The following is an 18,356-nucleotide window of genomic DNA, read 5'->3' as shown; positions in this document are numbered from 1 at the left end:
GCCTACTGGGCCGGCTTGTAGATCTGGTCGAATATACCACCGTCGCCGAAATGGTAAGGCTGCGCCTTCTTCCAACCGCCAAAAAGTGGATCGTCGATGGTGATCAGCTTGATCTCCGGCAGTTTGGCGAGGTCCTCCGCCGGCACCAAATCGGGCTTCGACGGGCGATAGTGGTTCTTGGCGATCAGCGTCTGGCCTTCCTTGGAGTAGAGATAGCCCAGATAGGCTTCGGCGACTTTTCGCGTGCCCTTGGCATCGACGTTGGCGTCGACCACGGCGACCGGCGGCTCGGCCAGGATCGAGGTCGGCGGGTAGACGATGTCGAAATTATCGGCGCCGAACTCGTCGAGCGCCAGATAGGCTTCGTTTTCCCAGGCCAGCAGCACGTCGCCCAGGCCCTTTTGCGCGAAGGTCACCGTTGAGCCGCGCGCGCCGGTGTCGAGCACCGGAACATGGGCGTAGAGGTTGCCGACGAATTCCTTGGTCTTGGCCTCGTCGCCGCCATCCTTGGCGTTGGCATAGGCCCAGGCGGCGAGATAGTTCCAGCGCGCTCCGCCCGAAGTCTTGGGGTTCGGCGTGATCACCTGGACGTCGTCCTTGACGAGGTCGCCCCAGTCCTGGATGCCCTTCGGATTGCCCTTGCGGACAAGGAAGACGATGGTCGAAGTGTAGGGCGCCGAATTGTTCTCGAACTTGGTCCGCCAGTCGGGATTGATCTTCTGCGATTTCGAGACGATGGCGTTGATGTCGCCTTCGAGCGCCAGCGTCACCACGTCGGCGTCGAGGCCGTCGATCACGGCGCGGGCCTGCGCGCCCGACCCGCCATGCGACTGCTGGACGGTTACCGTCTCACCGGTCTCGGCCTTCCAGTGGGCGACAAAGGCCTCGTCGAATTGCTTGTATAGCTCACGCGTCGGATCATAGGACACGTTGAGAATGGTGGTATCGGCAAACGCGAAACCGAGTGTTCCGAATTGGACCGATGCAGCGACAAGGGCGCCGAGCAGTTTCCTGAAATGAGGATTGGTCATTTACGCCTCCGTTGAGATCACCTCAAATCTACCGAATTGGTAGAAATTAGATGCACTCAATGTTGCTTTTTTTGTCCCTCAGAAGCAATTTTTCGCTGATCTTTGGCCTCACGAAGAAATTCTTTCCTCTCGACGCCGGGGTGCAGAATCCGGGCTCATGAAGCGATCTATCTAGAGACAGGTCGCGCCTCGGCAATGGCTGGATGTGATCTAGGCGCGATTTGCTTTCGCGGTGGCCACAGGTTCAGTCGGCGGTGACGAGAAAATCGAAGCGCTGCTTTGGAAATGGCTCGTTTTTCAGCGTGAAGTGCCACCATTCGCGCGGATAATTCCTGAAGCCGCCGGCGCGCATGATCTCGACAAGCCTCTTGCGGTTTGCGGTTGCTTCCTCGGCGAGCGGACGGTGCGCCGTTTCACTCATTGGGTCGAAACAGTCAAAGCCGGTGCCGAAATCGAGCATGTCGGCATCTGATACACCGCAGGCCGGTTTCGGGGTGTCGGTGTTGCGGTCGGCTCGCGCGATGGCGACATCGACGGTCGAGCCGCGCGAATGGGTCGACAGTTCGCCGATATAGCCCTTGGCGATGAGGTCCTTGCGCTTGACCGCCGGATACCATTGCGGGTCGGGTGGTCCGCCTTCCATGGTCCATTCGCCCATATCAGAGACCGCGCGCGCCGGGCGGTAGCAGTCGAAGACGACCAGCGTGAGGCTCTCCGCGGCAATCGCTTTCTGGACGCGGGAAAGCGCTTCCGCCGCTCGCCCGGTGAGTATGCATACCGGCGCGTCGTAGCCGGTCGCCTTGCGGTGCAGGAAATTGTTTGTGCCGGCATAGCGGATGTCCTGCCGGATGGTGCGGTCAACGTCGGCAAGGCGGACGAAGCCGGCGGGGAGGTCTGCGGAAAAGACGGGGACAATACCGGCAGCCAACAGCGGGGCGCAAAACGCAATGCGCTGAATCGCTTGGCGCATTCTATTCAACGAACACTTTCACGCTGGCCGCGCGCCCGGCCGCGTCGATCACGGTCAGGGTCGAATAGCCGGCGCCGTCCGGCTGCCAGGTCGCGGTGCGTCGCCGGTCGATGCCGATCAGTGGCTTGCCATTTGCCAGCCAGCGGAACGGCGCGCGGCCACCTTGCAGCTTCAGCACCAGTGGCGAGGCTTCGGCGGTAGTGGTGTCGAGATCGACGCGGGCGCCGTCAGGCGGAAAGATGATCGTCGGCGCGGGCTCGGTCGGCGTCGCCTGCACCAGCCCATCGGCGCCAGAACCGAAGCGCGCCAATGTCACCGGCAGATCGTCGCGCCTGGGTCTGACCACGCCGGCTGGCCGGCTTGGCAGTTGCACGGCGGCCAGACCGGCGCGGACAAAGCCCTCGAACAGGATGGGTGCGGCCGAGACATAGCCGGACAGGCCGGGCACCGCGCCGGCATCGGGACGGCCGACCCAGACGCCCAGCACGTAACGCCCGTCGAAACCGACCGACCAGGCATCGCGGTAGCCGTAGGAGGTGCCGGTCTTGTAGGCGATGCCGCGCTGGGCCGCACCTTCGGGCGGCTTGACGCCCGACAATATGTCGGTGATCTGCCAGTTCGCCTGATCGTCGAGGATGGTAGTGGTGGAGCGTTTGGCATTGGCCGGCTCGGTGCCGTCACGCAGGGTATGCGCCTTGCCGCCATTGGCAAGCCCTGCATAGAGCTGGACGAGGTCGCGCAGCGTCACCCCAACGCCGCCGAGGCCGATGGCGAGACCCGGCGCCTTGTCGACGGGCAGGATCGGCGTGACGCCGGCCTGCCGGAAGCGCGCGAGCAGCCGCGCCGGCCCGACCGCGTCGAGCACACTGATCGCCGGCACGTTGAGCGACAGTTGCAGCGCCTGCCGAATGCTGACGTCGCCTTGGTAGCCCATGTCGAAATTCTTCGGCCGATAGCCCCCGAAATCCGTCGGACTGTCGTCGATCAGCGTTTCCTGCGCCACCAGTCCCTGCTCGAAGGCGAGCCCGTAGATGAACGGTTTCAACGTCGAACCGGGCGAGCGGACGATCCTGGTCATGTCGATCCAGCCGGAGCGGCTGGCGTCGAAGAAATTGGCGGAGCCGACCTCGCCAAGGATGTCGCCGGTGCGGGCGTCGGCCAGCACCATGGCGACCGACAGGCGGGGCCCGAGCCTGGTGGCGGCATCCCTGGCCACCTGTTCCAACCCTTCCTGGACGCTTTTGCGGATCGTCAGTTGCAGCTTCTGGCCGGGGACGGCCCTTGGCAGCATCGCATAAGCGGCATGGGCAGCGAGCGCCGGCAACGTGCGGCGGATGGCGGAAACGTCGTCGAGCGCAGCACGTGCGGCTTCGCGCTCGCCAAGCAGGCCAGCTGAAACCATGCGCGTCAGCACCCGGTCGCGAGCGGCGTGAGCGATTGCGAGATTGCGGTCGGGCCGGCGCTTTTCGGGTAGTTGCGGCAGCGCGACGAGCAGAGCCGCCTCCGAGACCGTCAGCCGCTTCGGCTCCTTGCCGAAATAGGCCAGCGCGGCGGCGCGCACGCCTTCGAGATTGCCGCCATAGGGCGCCAGCGTCAAATAGCGTTCGAGGATCTCGCGCTTGGTGAGCCGCCGCTCGATCTGCAGGGCGCGCAGCATCTGCTTGACCTTTGAGCCAAAGCTGCGGCTGTCGCGCGGTTCGGCCAGCCGGGCGAGTTGCATCGACAGCGTCGAGCCGCCGGAGACGATACGGCCATTGGTCGCGAACTGGCCGGCGGCGCGGGCCAGCGCCAGCACGTCGACGCCTTCATGGTCCCAGAAGCGCTTGTCCTCATAAGTGACCAGCATGTCGACGAACTGCTTGTCGACCTGGTCGAGGCGGGTGGCGAGCCGCCAATAGCCGTCCGGCGTGGCGAAGGCGCGCAGAAGCTGGCCGTCGCGGTCGAGCACCTCGGTCGACACAGTGGGTTCGGCCGGCAGCGGCGGCGGAAAGGCGCGGTCGAGCTGCCAAGGGTGGCGGCGGAGATGGCCATGAGGCCGGCGCAAGCGGCGGCGGTGATGGCCGTTCGGCGTAGGAATTTTCTGGAGAGCATCGCTCCGCCCTTCTTCCTTCTCCCCTTGTGGGAGAAGGTGGATTGGCGCGCAGCGCCAAGACGGTTGAGGGGTGCTGGCCAGAGCGCTATCGGTGCCAAGCTGGAACACCCCTCATCCGACCGAGCTGCGCTCGGCCACCTTCTCCCACAAGGGGAGAAGGGAGAGCCGGCCGCAACCTCGGCTCCCTTTCTGCAGCGCTGAAGATTGGCGAAATCCTTTGCGAAGGTGCCATCGCCATGTTCCTGTTCGCCATCGGCGCCTTACGGCGCCTTGACCTCCATCATCCCGGTCGCGGTGCGGGCCGAATATTGCGGCCGGTACATGTCCTCGACCGTTGCCGCCGGATGGGCATAGGTGCCCGGCGTCACCGCGCGCACGACATAGGCGAGCGTAATGTTGCGGTCGCCGTCGCCATCGTTCGGATTGAAGGCCGCGACGAAACGGTCGTCACGGAATTCGAGATGGGCGGCGTCGGTCTGGGCCAGCCAGGAGAAGTTCGACAACTGGGCGCTGGAAACCAAGCCCGGATTGTCGATTTCGAAGCCGGCCGGCAGCAGATCGGTGATCACGAGCCGCGACGGCCACTTGTTCTGCTCGTAGATCTTGAGCACGACGACATAGCGTTCGTTCTGGGTCGCCTCCGTGACATTGGCTTCCGTGCCGTCGAGCTTGTAGTAGGTGCGGCCGATGGTGAAGCCGTTGCCGCTGGCCGGCAGTGGCTGGATCGGCGAGGCCACCGTGGTGACGACTGCCTGCAGCGGGTTGCTGCCGGTGTTGGCGACGGTCAGTGGGCTATCGACCAGGTCGCTGCCGGCGATCTGCTCCGAATAGGCGCCGACATGCGGTGCGCCATTGATGGTCAGCGCGATCGCATCGTTGCCGGCCTTCAGCGCGCGGGCCGCCAGCAGCATCCAGGACTCGTCCTGGGTGCTGGTCCATCTGACGGCGGCGCGTTCCTTCGTCACCAGCGTGATCAGCGCCGGCACGATCGTCGGCACCGGCTTCGATTCGGCGGCGAGCGCCAGCATCGCCGCGCCGTCACGCAGCGGCGAGCCATAGTCGGACCTGTAGTAGTCGTATGCGGAGGTCGACTGGGCCAGTTGCAGGGCGGCCTGGAAGGTGGCTTCCGAACGCTGCGTGTCGCCATAAAGCGCCAGGCCTGCCGCCAATTGGGCAAGGGCCATCGGGCTCGTAAAGGCTTCGAGCTGCGTGTCGGCATAGTAGCGCAGATCGCCGATCGAAGCCTTTTTGTTGCGGGCCAGCACATAGTGCGCATAGGCGATCTCGCTGCCGCGACCCTTGACGTCCTGGTCGTAGCCGATCGCGTTCTGCAGATTGCTCAGCGCCTGGTTCATCGCCAGGGCCGGCACGTCGTATTTCTGCTCACGCGCCCGGGTCAGGAAATCAGTGACGTAGGCGTCGAGCCACAGGTCGCCGGAGCCCGGACCCCACAGGCCGAAGCTGCCGGCCGAGGCCTGATAGCTCAGCACCTTGTAGATGGCGTCCTGGATGCGGCCACGCAGGTCGGGGTCGCTGGCCATGCCGATGCCCGAGGCCATGTCGTTGACATAGAGAAGCGGCATGGCGCGGCTGGTGGTCTGCTCGGCGCAGCCATAGGGGTAGCGGTCGAGCGTCATCAGGAGCGACGGCACGTCAAAGGCCGCCGCCTGCGAAACGCCGACGCTGACCGAAGCGCCGTCGAGCACGCTTGCCGCCAGCAGCTCCTTGTCGACGCGCAGCGACCCGCCATTGCCCTTGAGGTCGACCACCATGCGGGTGGTCACCGGCAATTGCGCCGGACGCACCGGAACATAGAGCGTCTGTTCAACAGCCGTGCCGTCGGCATGAGCGAGCTTGATCGTGATCGAGGCGTTGCCTGGCTTCTCAGCCATCAGCGGCACGGTCAGCGTCTGCCGCTTGCCTTCGGCGAGCGTCAGCTTCTCGGGCAGGGCGGCAGTGCCGGTCGACAGCCCGCCGGTGGTATCTATCGACAGTGCATAGTCGCCCTCTGGACCATCGGTGTCGGCGACGTCGAGCCGCATGACGGCCGAATCGCCGGGCGCCAGGAAGCGCGGCAGGCCGGCAGTGATCACGACCGGATCGCGCACGATCACGTCGGACTGGGCATGGCCGACCCCGTCCTTGGTCCAGGCGACGGCCATGACGCGCACGGTGCCGTTGAACTGCGGGATGTCGAAATCGATCCGCGCCTTGCCGTCGGCGTCGAGCTGGACCGGACCGGAGAAGAAGGCGACCAGTTTTTCGGTCGGCGGACTGCCTTGCGACTGCATGTTGGCGCCGTCGCCGCCGGTGCGCAGCTTGCCTGACGTGCCCAGCGAGCCGTCGATCAGGCGGCCGTAGAGGTCGCGCACTTCAAGGCCGAGCATGCGCTGGCCGAAGAACCAGGTCTCCGGATCCGGCACCTTGTAATTGGTGAGGTTGAGGATGCCGACATCGACGGCCGCGACCATGACATAGGCATTGGCGCCCGGCTGCACGCCGGCCACCGAGACCGGGATCGACAGCTGCTGGCGCGGCATGGTCTTGTCCGGCGGCGTCAAGGTGACGGCGAGCTTCTTCGAGCCCGGATCGACCTTCAGCCATTTGACGCCGATGGCGCGCGCCGGCATGCGGGTTTCCTGCGCATCGCCCGGCCTGAACAGCGTTGCCGTGACATAGGCGCCGGCGCCCCAGTCGTCGCCGACCGGGATGTCGATGGTGCTGCCGCCGGCCGAAACACTGGCGGTGACGGTCTTCAAGAGCTTGTCGGCGCCGATGGTGACGAGCAGCTCGCCGGCAAAATGCGGCGACACTTTGAGCTTGGCCACTTCGCCCGCCGCATAGGTATCCTTGTCGAGGGCGATCTCGAGGCCGTCGGGCGTTTCGGTGGTGGTGGAGCTGACATACCAGCCGGCGTCGAACTCGTAGCTGGTCGCCGGGCCTTCCGGATCCGATGTCTCGATCTCGAGCCGGTAGCGGCCCCAGTCGACCGGCAGCGAGACGGTGGTCTCGCCATCGGCGGTCAGGTCGACCTGGCCGTTGGCCACCGACTTGGTGAACGTTACCGGCTCATAGTTCCAGGAATTGCTCGAGCGGTACCATTGGTAATTGCGTTCGACTTTGACCAGCGACCATTGCGCGCCCTGCAGCGCCTCACGCTTGCCGTCAGGGTCGACGGCGACCATGCTGAACTTGGCCGTGCCGCCTTGCGGCACCTCGTCGCCGTCGAAATCCGGGCGGATGCCGATCATATGGCCTTGCGGCCGGATGCCGATGTTGAGCGAGCGTTCGACGGCGCGGCCGCCGGTCTCACGCATCCTGACCGTAACCTTGGCATCGACGAGCTTGGTGGTCGAGGGCAATTGGTCGACGGAAACCGGGAAGGTCGCCTTGCCGTCCTCGCCGACCACCGGCAGGCCTGTGAACGGCGTGACCGACGGTTCCGCTGACTGCTCGTCGGCGAGGCCGAAGGAATAGCCCTTGAAACGGTCCCAGTCGCGAGTGGTCGACAGCGTCAGCTCGCCTTCGAGCGCCAGCCCGGCGGCCGGGGCGCCATAAAGAAAGCGGCCGTCGACGGTGACGTTGGCTGTTTCGCCCTGCGCGATCTCCTGCTTGTCGGAGGACAAGTCGAACTCGATGCGATCCGGCACGAAATCCTCGACCAGAAACATGTGGCTGGCGACCGCCGCCTGCTTGGGGTCGGTGTGGATCGCCACCGTCCAGGTGCCGCGCATGGCATTGGGTTCGAGCGGCAGGTCGACGGCGTGGCCGCCGGCCGATGCGCCGTCGCTGACGATGCGGCGGTTCTCGACGCCGTCGGGGCGCGTGAAGATGAAGGTCAGCGGCAGGTTCTCGACCGCCTTGGCAGCGCCGTCGCGGGCAAGCGCTGCGACATGGACGTCCTCGCCGGCGCGGTAGATGCCGCGTTCGGTCCAGGCATAGACGTCGAGCGCGCCCGGCGCCGGACGCCCGGTGACGCCACGATCGGACAGGTCAAAGCCGGCGCGGCCCATGTCGAGGAAGACGAAGTCGTTGTCGCCCTGTTTCGCCGTCAGCACGGCCGGCACCATGCCGCCGTCGCCGCGCGTCAGGCCGGGGTTGAAGACGGCACGGCCTTCCGCGTCCGTGGTCGCGGTGCCGAGGATGTCATTGTTCCTGGCGAGCAGCGTCAGTTCAGCACCCGCGATCGGCTTGGCGGTTCCGAGCGAACGGGCAAAGACGTTCAATCCATCCTGTCCGGTATAGGTCGACAGGCCGATATCGGAGACAACGAACCATTGCGTGGCGCGGGAATCATAGTCTTCGTCATTCTCGTCGATCGGTTGTGCGGTCAGCACATAGACACCGGGCTTGCGCTGCGGCAGCGCCTCGTCGACCGGGAAGGAGGTGGTGACTTCCTTGTTCAGGTCGCTGGCGATGTCGAGCTGGCCTTGCCAGACCGGCTCGCCCATCTGATCGGAAATGTTGGAGATGTCGTAGCCGTCAAGCTGGCGCAGGAACTGGTAGCCCGAAAGAAGTTGGGTCAGCGAGCGGTCGCCGATGCGATAGAGCTTCATTTCGGCGGCGTTCATGTTGACGGTGACGACCGGGATGCCGCGGCGCGCGCCGGCGGGCAGCACAAAGCTGTCGCCGGAGAAACGGGCGGACGGGGCGCGGTCCTGCACATAGATCGACAGCACCACCGGTGAGGTGATCACCTCGCCGATGGCGGCCGGCAGGCCGGGGCGGAAGGTCACGTCGTAATGCTGGCCATGCTCGAGCCCCTCGACGCAGATCTGCTTGTCCTTGGCGTCGACGCCCTTCGGGGCGGCGTTGTCGACGGTGACGAATTGCGAATAGTCGACGCCGGTCTTGACCAGGTCCTCGGAAAACTGCGCGCAGATGCGCGGCGCGCTGGTGTCGGCGTCTACCGTGTGATCGACAATGCGGAAGCCCTTGCGGGCCTTGAGATCCTGATAGGCGGCCGAGACCCAAGACGAATTGACCAGCGCGAGGCTCGCTTCGTAGGCCTGCAGGGCCGGCCGGGAGAGGTCGCGGCGATCGAGCCCGTCGCCGAGCAGTGCCAGCGCTTCGGCGCGCGTTTTTGTGGTGCGCAGCAATTTGTAGGCGTTGAAGGCGGCGGAGGTGGCGTTCGCGGGCAGTGTGGACGCCTCCGCACTGTTGGCGGTTGGCGGCACGGTGAGCGTTTCCCGCGCCAGTTCAAGCCAGAGCTGGCCGTCGTCGGGCAATACCGAAACCAAAGCTTCGTATTTTTGCATGGCCGAGCGGCGGTCGCCGGTCTGCGACGCTTGTTGCGCCGCCTGCTTCAGCGCCGCCAGCCCATCGGTAGGCTTGGTATAGGCCGGGCCGGTGAGCATGTTGCGATATTGCTGGGCCTGGTCGGTCATCCAGGCGGGGAAGAAGGCGAGGTCCGGCGCCGCGCCGATGTCGGGGTCGCCATCGATGTTGACCTTCTTGCCGGCGACGGCGCCGTTGAACGGTTTGAGCGTGTTATAGTCGGATTTGAGAAAACACCATTTGGCCTTGGGATTGTAGGTGAAGGCGCGGCAGGCGGGATCGCCGAGACATGTCGTCTTGCACTGGTCGAGGCTGACATTCTGGTCGGATCTGAGATCGAAACCGAAATAATCGGAATTGTTCGATGTCACCACCCGGCGTGCTTCGGCCGCTTGAGCGATACCGCCCCAGGCGAAAAAGAGAAGGAAAAGGATCGACAGACCACGAGCCGCGCGCATTGCCATAATACCCCTCCAGACACTGCTTACGCATCGGCCCAAAAATCGGAATCGATTTTCGGAAAGCACGAGGCGTCACTTCAAAGTCTTAGAGCGTACTTTGTGCGTCCGAATGGACGCACCTCGCTCTAACGTCCAGACATGTTCAAGCTTCAGTCCAGCTTGTCAACGCGAGGACGCGGCAGGTTCCGCCTGCCAACGGTTTCCTTTCCGGCCGATGGCCGGTAGTACCTCCATAGGACAGGGATCACGCTTTCTTGCGGCGACGCAGAAGGTGTGAATTCCAAGCCCTGTCCATTTCAGACAATTGGATTGTGGCTCCTTTACGAGCAATTCAGAACTTCATTCCAATTTTAGCTTTGGGAGCTAGTGTAGAGTTGTAATGTCGGCGTGTGAAAGGCAGATGTCGGGAGGAACCGCGCCAAGGCGCGTGCTTTCGCACGCCCTGCTTTTCGCTTTGCTGTGCTCGACTGCACTGGTTGCCACGAGCGGAAATGCGGCCGCTTTCGAGATATTCGGCATCAAGCTGTGGGGGTCGTCGGACGACGAAGAAGCCGATATCGTCGATCCGCTGCGCTATGCGGTGACCATCGAGGCGCCCGACGCCGACGAGGATCTCGTCAAGAAGCTCGAAAACGCGTCGGCACTGAAGGCCGACGAAGAACGCCCGGTTTCCGGTTCGCTCGGCCTGCTGGCCAAGGCGCGCGGCGACCGCGATCAGCTTATCGCCGCACTTTACGCGGACGCCCGCTACGAGGGCGTCGTCACCATCACCATCGAAGGCAAGCCGCTCGATGATTTGCCGCCCGACGCCGAATTTTCGGGGCCGCAGCCGATTCCGGTGGTGATCAACATTGCGACCGGGCCGAAATTCACGCTTGGCGACATCAGGCTGGAGGGCGATGCGGCGGGACTGCTGGGCGCCGATTTCGGCCTGATCGCCGGCGGCGATGCCGGTTCCGGTGCCGTGCTCAAAGCCGAGGCGTCGATCGTGCGGGCGCTCAAAGAGGAAGGCAGACCGCTGGCCGAGGTGACGGATCGCGAGATCGTTGCCGACCACGCCACCTCGACGCTCGACGTGACGCTGACCGTTGCGGCCGGGCCGGTTGCCGGTTACGGCGACACCACGGTCGAGGGCACCGAAAAAGTCGACCGCGACTTCACCGAATACATGACCGGCCTGGAGCGCGGCCGCCAATATTCGCCGGAAGAGGTCGACGAGGCGCGCGACCGGCTGCTCGGGCTGGAAGTCTTCAACAGCGTGACGCTGAAGGAGGCCGACAGCCTCGACGCCGACGGCAACATCCCGATTGGAGTCGAAGTGAGCGAGCGCAAGCCGCGCTACTTCGGCATTGGCGGCACCTTCTCCAACACCGAAGGGCTCGGCCTCGAAGGTTATTGGGGCCACCGCAATCTGTTCGGCCGTGCCGAAAAGCTGCGCATCGAGGGTGCAATCAGCGGCATCGGCAGCAACGACCTGACCGAGCTCAACTACAATGCCGGCATCATGTTCGAAAAGCCGGGCGTGGTGGGGCCGGCGTCGAAATTCTTCGCCGGCGTCAACACCGTATTGGAGCATCCCGACGCCTACGACCATTTCGCGGTCAAGGGCAACACCGGTCTGTCCTATGAACTCGACAAGCAGCAGACGGTTTCCGCGGAAGTCGCGCTCGACTATTCGAAGATCACCGATTCTTTCGGCAAGCACACCTATCTGATCGCCAGCGTTCCGCTGCAATATGTCTATGACAATCGCGACAGCCGGCTGAATCCGACGACGGGATTCAGGGCGCTGGCCTATGTCGAGCCGAGCTACGACATTTTGAACGGTGCGGCCTTCGTCAAGCTGAGGGGCGAAGGATCGGCCTATCAGTCGCTTGACGCGGCCTCGAAGTTCGTCTTGGCCGAACGCGTCGCCATCGGCTCGATCATCGGTGCCGGCCTTCAGGACGTTCCGGCCGACCGGCGTTTTTATGCCGGCGGCGGCGGCTCGGTGCGCGGTTATGCCTATCAGGGCATCGGTCCGAAGGACATCGACGGAGAGCCGATCGGTGGGCTTTCGTACTTCGAGACCTCGCTCGAGATGCGCATCGCCGTCACCGACACGATCGGCGTCGTGCCGTTCGTCGATGCCGGCACGGTCTCGACCGAGCAGTTCCCGGATTTTTCCGACATGAAGGTCGGCGCCGGCGTCGGCCTGCGCTATATTACGCCGTTCGGACCGCTGCGCGTGGATGCGGCGGTGCCGCTCAACCGGGGTCCCGACGACCCGCGTTTCGGCATCTATGCCGGCATCGGCCAGGCGTTCTGATGACAATGTTCAAGCGCATCCTCCGCATTGTCCTTTACACGCTGCTCATCCTAGTGGCGGCGGTGATCGGTGCGCTCGTCGTGCTGACCAAGACCGAGCGCGGCCGCGACAATCTCGCCGGCCTCATCTCGACCGTGGCGTCGACCGATGACCGGAAGGTCACGGTAAGCGGCATCGACGGCATCTGGTCCGGCGCGCTGACCGTCGACCACGTGGTGCTGGAAGATCGCCAGGGCGCCTGGCTGGTGGCGCGCAAGGTGGCCGTCGACTGGTCACCGCTGGAACTTCTGTCAAAAAGCTTCAGCGCCGGCCGCATCGCCGCCGATCGCATCGAGCTGGCGCGATTGCCGGTGGCCGGCACGCAGCCGAGCCAAGGTGGTGCCACCACACTGCCGGTGTCGCTCGACATCAAGCAGATCGACCTGCCAGAAATTGCGCTCGGGCAGGCCCTGGCCGGCAGCGGCATCGCAGAGCTGGCGGCCAAGGGTGCGTTCAAGGCCGACGCGGCGCCACTGGCGCTCGAAACCAACCTCAACATCACCCGCCACGACGGCAAGCAAGGCAAGGTCGACGCCAACATCCATTTTGCGCCCGCCGACAACAAGCTCGACCTCGATCTGAAGGCGTCCGAGCCGGCGGGAGGCATCATCGCCAATCTGCTCAATTTGCCGGATACGCCTCCGGTCGACATCGTCGTCACGGGCACGGGGCCGGTCGCCAACTGGAGCGGCATCGGCACCTTCGTCGTCGACGGCCAGATCGTCACCCAACTCACCGGCCGCCACCAGCTCACCGACAAGGGCAACTATGTCGAGGCCAAGGGCGATGGCGACTTCCAGCGCTTCATACCCGACAATCTGAAACCCTTGTTTACCGGCAAAACCAGCTTCGACCTCGCCGGAACCGCGATCGTGACGGGCGGCGTCGAAGTCGAGCGCGCCAATATCGACAGCGATGCCGTGCTTGGCACCGCCGCGGGCATCATCGACCCCAATGGCGCCAGCGATCTTTCGGTGGAGCTCGCCGCCAAGGGTCCGCCGATTGTGCTCAGCCTCGGCACTGCGGCGCAGCCGGTGACCGTCGCGATCACCGGCGCCACGGCCCGCGCGTTCGGCGGCGGCAAGGCGCCGATCGTCGACATCGGCGCGTCTCTGGTCTCGGTGGTGGCGGGCGGCACGCGGGTGGACGATCTGACGGCTGAAATCCATTCCGACGGCTTCGACATCCAGGACCGCAGCGGACCGGTCACCATCAAGCTTGCGGCCGGTGGCCTGAACACGGACGTGGCGACGCTGGCGCCGCTGGTGACCGGCAGGGTGACAGCGGACCTCGCCGGATCGGTCAGCAAGGCCGAGATCGTCGTCGATCAAGGCACGCTGCGCAGCGACGCGCTCAACGCCTCGGTGACGTCAAGGGTGACGCTGGCCGATCTGGCGATGACGCTCAAGATGAATGCCGATGCCGTCTCGACCGCGCTGCCGCCGCAGATCCGCTCGGTTCTCGGCGAGCGTGTGACATTCTCGGCGACGGCGACCCGCGACCCGCAGGGTTCCTTTGCCGCCAATGCGCTGCAATTCACTTCGGGCACGCTCAGCGCCAGCGGCACCGCCAGCGCGACGGGCACCGACATCCAGGCCGACATCAAGGGCACGCTTGGCGACGTTTCGGTGCTGTCGCCCATGGTTGGCATACCCGTCGGCGGGGCCGTCGATTTCGCGCTGACGGCGAGCGGCGCGCGCACGGCGCCGGATTTCTCGGTCTCGGCCGACAGCGACAGCCTGACGGCGTCCGGTCATACGGTCAAGACGATCAAGCTGGCGGCGACCGGGAAGGCCGACATCGCCAACCCCGTCGCCGATGTCTCACTGACCGGATCCGTCGACGACCAGACGCTCGATCTCAGGGCATCATTGGTCACGCGTGACGGAAAGCGTTCCATTGGGCTTAGCCTGTCGCTGGCCGACAACAAGATCTCGGGTGATCTTGCTCTCGACGACAGCTTGCTGCCGCTCGGGACGTTGACACTCGAAGCGTCCGATATCGGCCCGTTGGCCGCACTTGCCGGACAGACGGCGACGGGCGACGTGCAGGGCAGCATCCGCCTCTCGAATGATGGCGGCGCGCCGGCAGTTGCCATCGACATGACGAGCGGGTCTATTTCGCGCGGCAATCTGGCGGCGAAGACCATTGCCGTCAACGCGCTGGTCGCCAACTACATCAAGGCCCCGGCGATCTCCGGCACGATCAAGGCCGATACGGTCACATCCGGGGCCACCGTGATCAGCGGCATCGGGGTCGATTTGAAGCGTGACGGCGACTGGACCGGGTTTTCCGGTGGCGCCACCGTATCTGGCATTCCGGCCACAGCCGAAGGCCGGGTGAAGATCGCGGACGGCACGACAAGCGTCGAGATCGCCTCGGGCGAAGCGACCATCCGCGGCATCAAGGCAGCGATCACACAGCCGTCGAGCTTGAGCATCGCCAATGGCACAGCCAGCATTGAGAGGCTGATGCTTGATGTCGGCGGCGGATCGGTGACCGTGTCCGGCACTGCCGGCCAGACGCTCGACCTCGCGGCGGAGTTTTCCGCGCTGCCGGCCGCCCTTGCCAATGATTTTTCCCCCGGCCTCGACGCTGCGGGCACGCTCGGCGGAACGGCGCAAGTGACGGGGCCGTCGGCTGCCCCCGACATTCGTTTCAATGCGCAACTCAACGGCGCCGAAACCAGCCAGACGCGCCAGGCGGGACTCGGTCCGCTCAATGTCGATGCGGCAGGCAGCTTCTCATCCGCCGGCGGCATCGCCATCGATCAAGCGACGCTTACCGGAGACAAAGTTTCCGGCAAGGCCGCCGGCACCATCAATCCGAACGGCATCAGTGATTTTGCGCTCGACCTGGCCTCGACCGGCCCGAGCCTGCCGCTGGCGTTTGGCAGCACCGAAAGCCCGGTCAAGCTCGAGCTGCAGGCGCTTTCGGTAAAGGCTGCGGGGCAGGGCACGCAGTCGAAGCTCGATATCTCCGCTGTCCTGCCTTCGGTCGCGACGAACTTTACCAAGGTCGAGAGGCTCACCTTGGCATTGCACTCGGACGCCTTCGACGTGAAAAGCCGGACAGGGCCGATCTCCGGCACGGTGACGGCGGACAAGATCGGCCTGGACAATCCGACCATCGCGCCGCTGATCGCCGGCAAGATCACCGCCAAGGTCGCGGGCAGTCTCGCCGCTGACACCATCGTCATCGACAGCGGGTCGGTGACGGGCGACGCGCTGAACACCGGCTTCAAAGGAAGGGTCTCACTGGCCGACGGCGCCATCGATCTCAACCTTAGGGCGGATGCGGCTTCCGCAGCGCTGCCGGCGGCGGCGCGCGGTGTGCTCGCGGAGCGGACGGAACTCAGTGCCGCGCTGAAGCGTGACGCCAATGGCAATGTCACCGCCAACGCGATCCGGCTGGTGTCCGGCGCGCTGACCGCCGACGGGCAGGCCAGCCTTGCCGACAACAAACTCGCCGCCGACATCAAGGGCGCGCTGGCCGACATCTCGCTTCTGTCCGGGGATGCCAAGGGCGCCATCGCTTTCGCGCTCAACGCGCAAGGCGCCGGCACGGCTCCCGACCTGTCGCTGACGGTGAACAGCGACCGGCTTTCGGTGGCTGAACGCGAGATCACCGGGCTGAGACTCACCGCCACCGGCAAGGCCGATGCCGCCAACCCGGCGGCGAATGTGCAACTGACCGGAAATGTCGCGGGCCAGGCCCTGCAAGGCAGTGCCGTGCTGGCGACGTCCGACGGCAAGCGCGCCATCAACGGGCTTCTGCTGTCGCTCGGCAAGAACCGGATATCGGGCGACCTGGCACTTGATAATGCCTTCGTGCCTGATGGCACCGTGGCGCTCGACCTGCCTGATATCGGACCGCTCGCAGCGCTTGCGCTGGAAAAGGCGGAAGGCGACGTGCGCGGCACGATCGTCTTCTCGAAGACCGGCAATGCGCCTGAAGTCACCATCAAGGCTTCGACGGCTTCGATTTCGCGCGGCGATCTTTCGGCAAAGACGGTCACAATCGATGCGCAGATCGCCAATTATCTCGCCGCGCCAGTGATCTCCGGAAAGATCCGTGCCGACAGCGTCACCTCCGGCGGCACCGTCATTCGCGGCATCGATGTCGACCTCAAGCGCGAGGCCGACTGGACCGGCTTTTCCGGCGGCGCCACCGTCAAGGATATTCCGGCCAGGGCCGCCGGCCGCGTCAGGATCGCCAGTGGCACGACGACGGTCGAGCTCACCTCCGGCGAGGCGACCATGCGTGGCATCAAGGCGGCGATCGCCCAGGCCTCGACCATCACCATCGCCAACGGCACCACCAACCTGGACAGGCTCGTGCTCAACCTCGGCGGCGGCACGGCGACGGTCACGGGCAAAGCTGGGCAGGCGCTCGATCTCAACGCGACGCTGGCCCGGGTGCCGATCTCGCTCGCCAACAGTTTCTCGCCGGGCCTCGATGCCGCCGGTTCGATCTCGGGCACGGTTAAGGTGACGGGCGCGCCGGCCAATCCGGCCGTTGCCTTCAAGATCGACGCCGCAGGCGTCCAGACGTCGCAGACCCGCGGTGCCGGTTTCGGCGGCATGGGTGTTTCGTCCTCCGGCACATATTCGGGCAACAGACTGGCCTTCGACGCCGACATGAGCGACGGCGCCGGCCTCGGTCTCAAGGGCGGCGGCACGATGACGACATCAGGCACGCCCACCCTTGATCTCGACTTTTCCGGCAAGGTGCCGTTCGCCTTCCTCACTCGGACACTCGCTGCGCAAGGCCTGTCCTTGAGCGGCACGGCCGACGTCAATTTGCAGGTGCGCGGCCCGGCGACATCGCCGGTGATCTCAGGCACGGTCCGCACGTCAGGTGCCCGTTTGATCGATGCACGCTCGGGCCTTGCGATCAACGATATCGCCGCCGATGTCGCAATCGGCGGCGGCGTCGCCAGAATCAACCGCCTGACCGGCACGCTGTCGACGCGCGGCAGCCTGTCTGCCAGCGGCACCGTCGGCATCGTTCCGGCGCAAGGTTTTCCGGCCGACCTGACGGTCAAGCTCGTCGACGGCCGCTACACCGACGGCAGGGTGGTCACCGCCAATCTCGGCGGCGACCTGACTATCAGGGGTCCGCTCGCATCGGCGCCGGTGATTTCGGGCACGGTCAACCTGGCCAAGACCGTCATCACCGTTCCCGAAAAACTGCCGGGCTCGCTGGCGGCGCTCGACGTCAAGCACAAGAATGCACCGGCCGCCGTGCGCGCGCAGGACAAGGCGTTGCGCCCGGCGACGGCGAGCGGCAGCAGCGGTGGCAGCGGCCTCAATCTTGATGTCACGGTCAACGCGCCGGGCCAGATATTCATCCAGGGCAGGGGCGTCGATGCCGAGCTTGGCGGCTCGCTGCGGCTGACCGGCCCGGCGTCGTCGCCGCAAGCGGTCGGCACCTTCACCTTGCAGCGCGGGCGGCTGACGATCCTTGCCAAGCGGCTGACCTTCACCGAAGGCACGATCGGCTTTTCAGGGTCTCTGGTGCCTTATCTCAACCTCACAGCGACATCGACGACGAGCAGCGCCACCGTCACCATCGTGGTATCGGGCGAGGCGACCAATCCGAAATTCAATTTCTCGTCGGTGCCGGCGCTGCCGGAAGACGAGGTTCTGGCGCAACTGATTTTCGGCCGCTCGATGTCGAACCTGTCGCCGCTGCAGATCGCCCAGCTTGCCGAAGCCGCCGCGCAACTGGCCGGTGTCGGCGGCTCGACGTCGCTGCTCCAGAACCTGCGCAGCGCGATCGGCGTCGACGATCTCGACGTCATCACGGACGAGGAGGGCGGCACCGCGGTCTCGGCCGGCAAATATCTCAACGACCGCACCTATGTGACGATCCAGAAAGGCGACAAGCCGGGTTCGGGCAAGGCGGCGATCGATCTCGACGTCGGGCGCGGCGTCAAATTGCGCGGCGAGGCCACCGACGCCGGCGAAGCCAAGGGCGGCGTTTTCTACGAGCGCGAGTACTGAAGCCTGCCGCCGCCGCCGTTTTTGCACGACATCCGCGATCAACTGGCGCCGTGCAGACCTTCGCGCATGACCCCGAAAATCGAAATCGATTTTCGGCAAAAGATTATGCGCAAAATCAAAGCGCTACAGCGTCCTTTGCGCGTCCACGAGGACGCGCGGCGCTGTAGTGA

At 65.1% G+C, this 18,356-nt stretch carries 5 protein-coding genes and 1 pseudogene; 2 read left to right on the top strand and 4 right to left on the bottom strand.

The window, feature by feature from the left end:
* Positions 1 to 2 precede the first annotated feature (2 nt).
* The 4 genes and pseudogenes from RPG13_RS24890 to RPG13_RS24875 all read right to left on the bottom strand — a co-directional run bounded on the left by RPG13_RS24890 (position 3) and on the right by RPG13_RS24875 (position 9,834).
* On the bottom strand, positions 3 to 1,031 hold the full coding sequence (locus RPG13_RS24890; protein ID WP_095482917.1) for a sulfate ABC transporter substrate-binding protein: 1,029 nt from the start codon (positions 1,029 to 1,031) through the stop codon (positions 3 to 5).
* Between the two features lie 244 nt (positions 1,032 to 1,275).
* The gene (locus RPG13_RS24885) at positions 1,276 to 2,001 is read right to left on the bottom strand and encodes a M15 family metallopeptidase (RefSeq protein ID WP_127205339.1); all 726 of its coding nucleotides are present in this window, start codon (positions 1,999 to 2,001) and stop codon (positions 1,276 to 1,278) included.
* 1 nt (position 2,002) lies between these two features.
* Positions 2,003 to 4,092, bottom strand: a pseudogene (gene pbpC, locus RPG13_RS24880) (penicillin-binding protein 1C).
* Positions 4,093 to 4,353: 261 nt separating this feature from the next.
* Positions 4,354 to 9,834, bottom strand: coding sequence for an alpha-2-macroglobulin family protein (locus RPG13_RS24875; RefSeq protein WP_337126257.1), 5,481 nt, complete (start codon positions 9,832 to 9,834; stop codon positions 4,354 to 4,356).
* Positions 9,835 to 10,210: 376 nt separating this feature from the next.
* On the opposite strand from RPG13_RS24875, the gene RPG13_RS24870 reads away from it, so the two are divergent.
* Both RPG13_RS24870 and RPG13_RS24865 read left to right on the top strand, forming a co-directional pair.
* The gene (locus RPG13_RS24870; RefSeq protein ID WP_337126256.1) at positions 10,211 to 12,139 is read left to right on the top strand and encodes an autotransporter assembly complex protein TamA; all 1,929 of its coding nucleotides are present in this window, start codon (positions 10,211 to 10,213) and stop codon (positions 12,137 to 12,139) included.
* Positions 12,139 to 18,186, top strand: coding sequence for a translocation/assembly module TamB domain-containing protein (locus RPG13_RS24865; RefSeq protein WP_337126255.1), 6,048 nt, complete (start codon positions 12,139 to 12,141; stop codon positions 18,184 to 18,186). The genes RPG13_RS24870 and RPG13_RS24865 overlap by 1 nt, the downstream gene beginning before the upstream one ends.
* Positions 18,187 to 18,356 lie beyond the last annotated feature (170 nt).

This window comes from Mesorhizobium sp. ISC15, assembly GCF_037162615.1.
GTDB classification, from domain to species: domain Bacteria; phylum Pseudomonadota; class Alphaproteobacteria; order Rhizobiales; family Rhizobiaceae; genus Mesorhizobium; species Mesorhizobium mediterraneum.
Note: the sequence above shows the minus strand (reverse complement) of the source record. Positions and strands in the feature narration are given on the sequence as shown.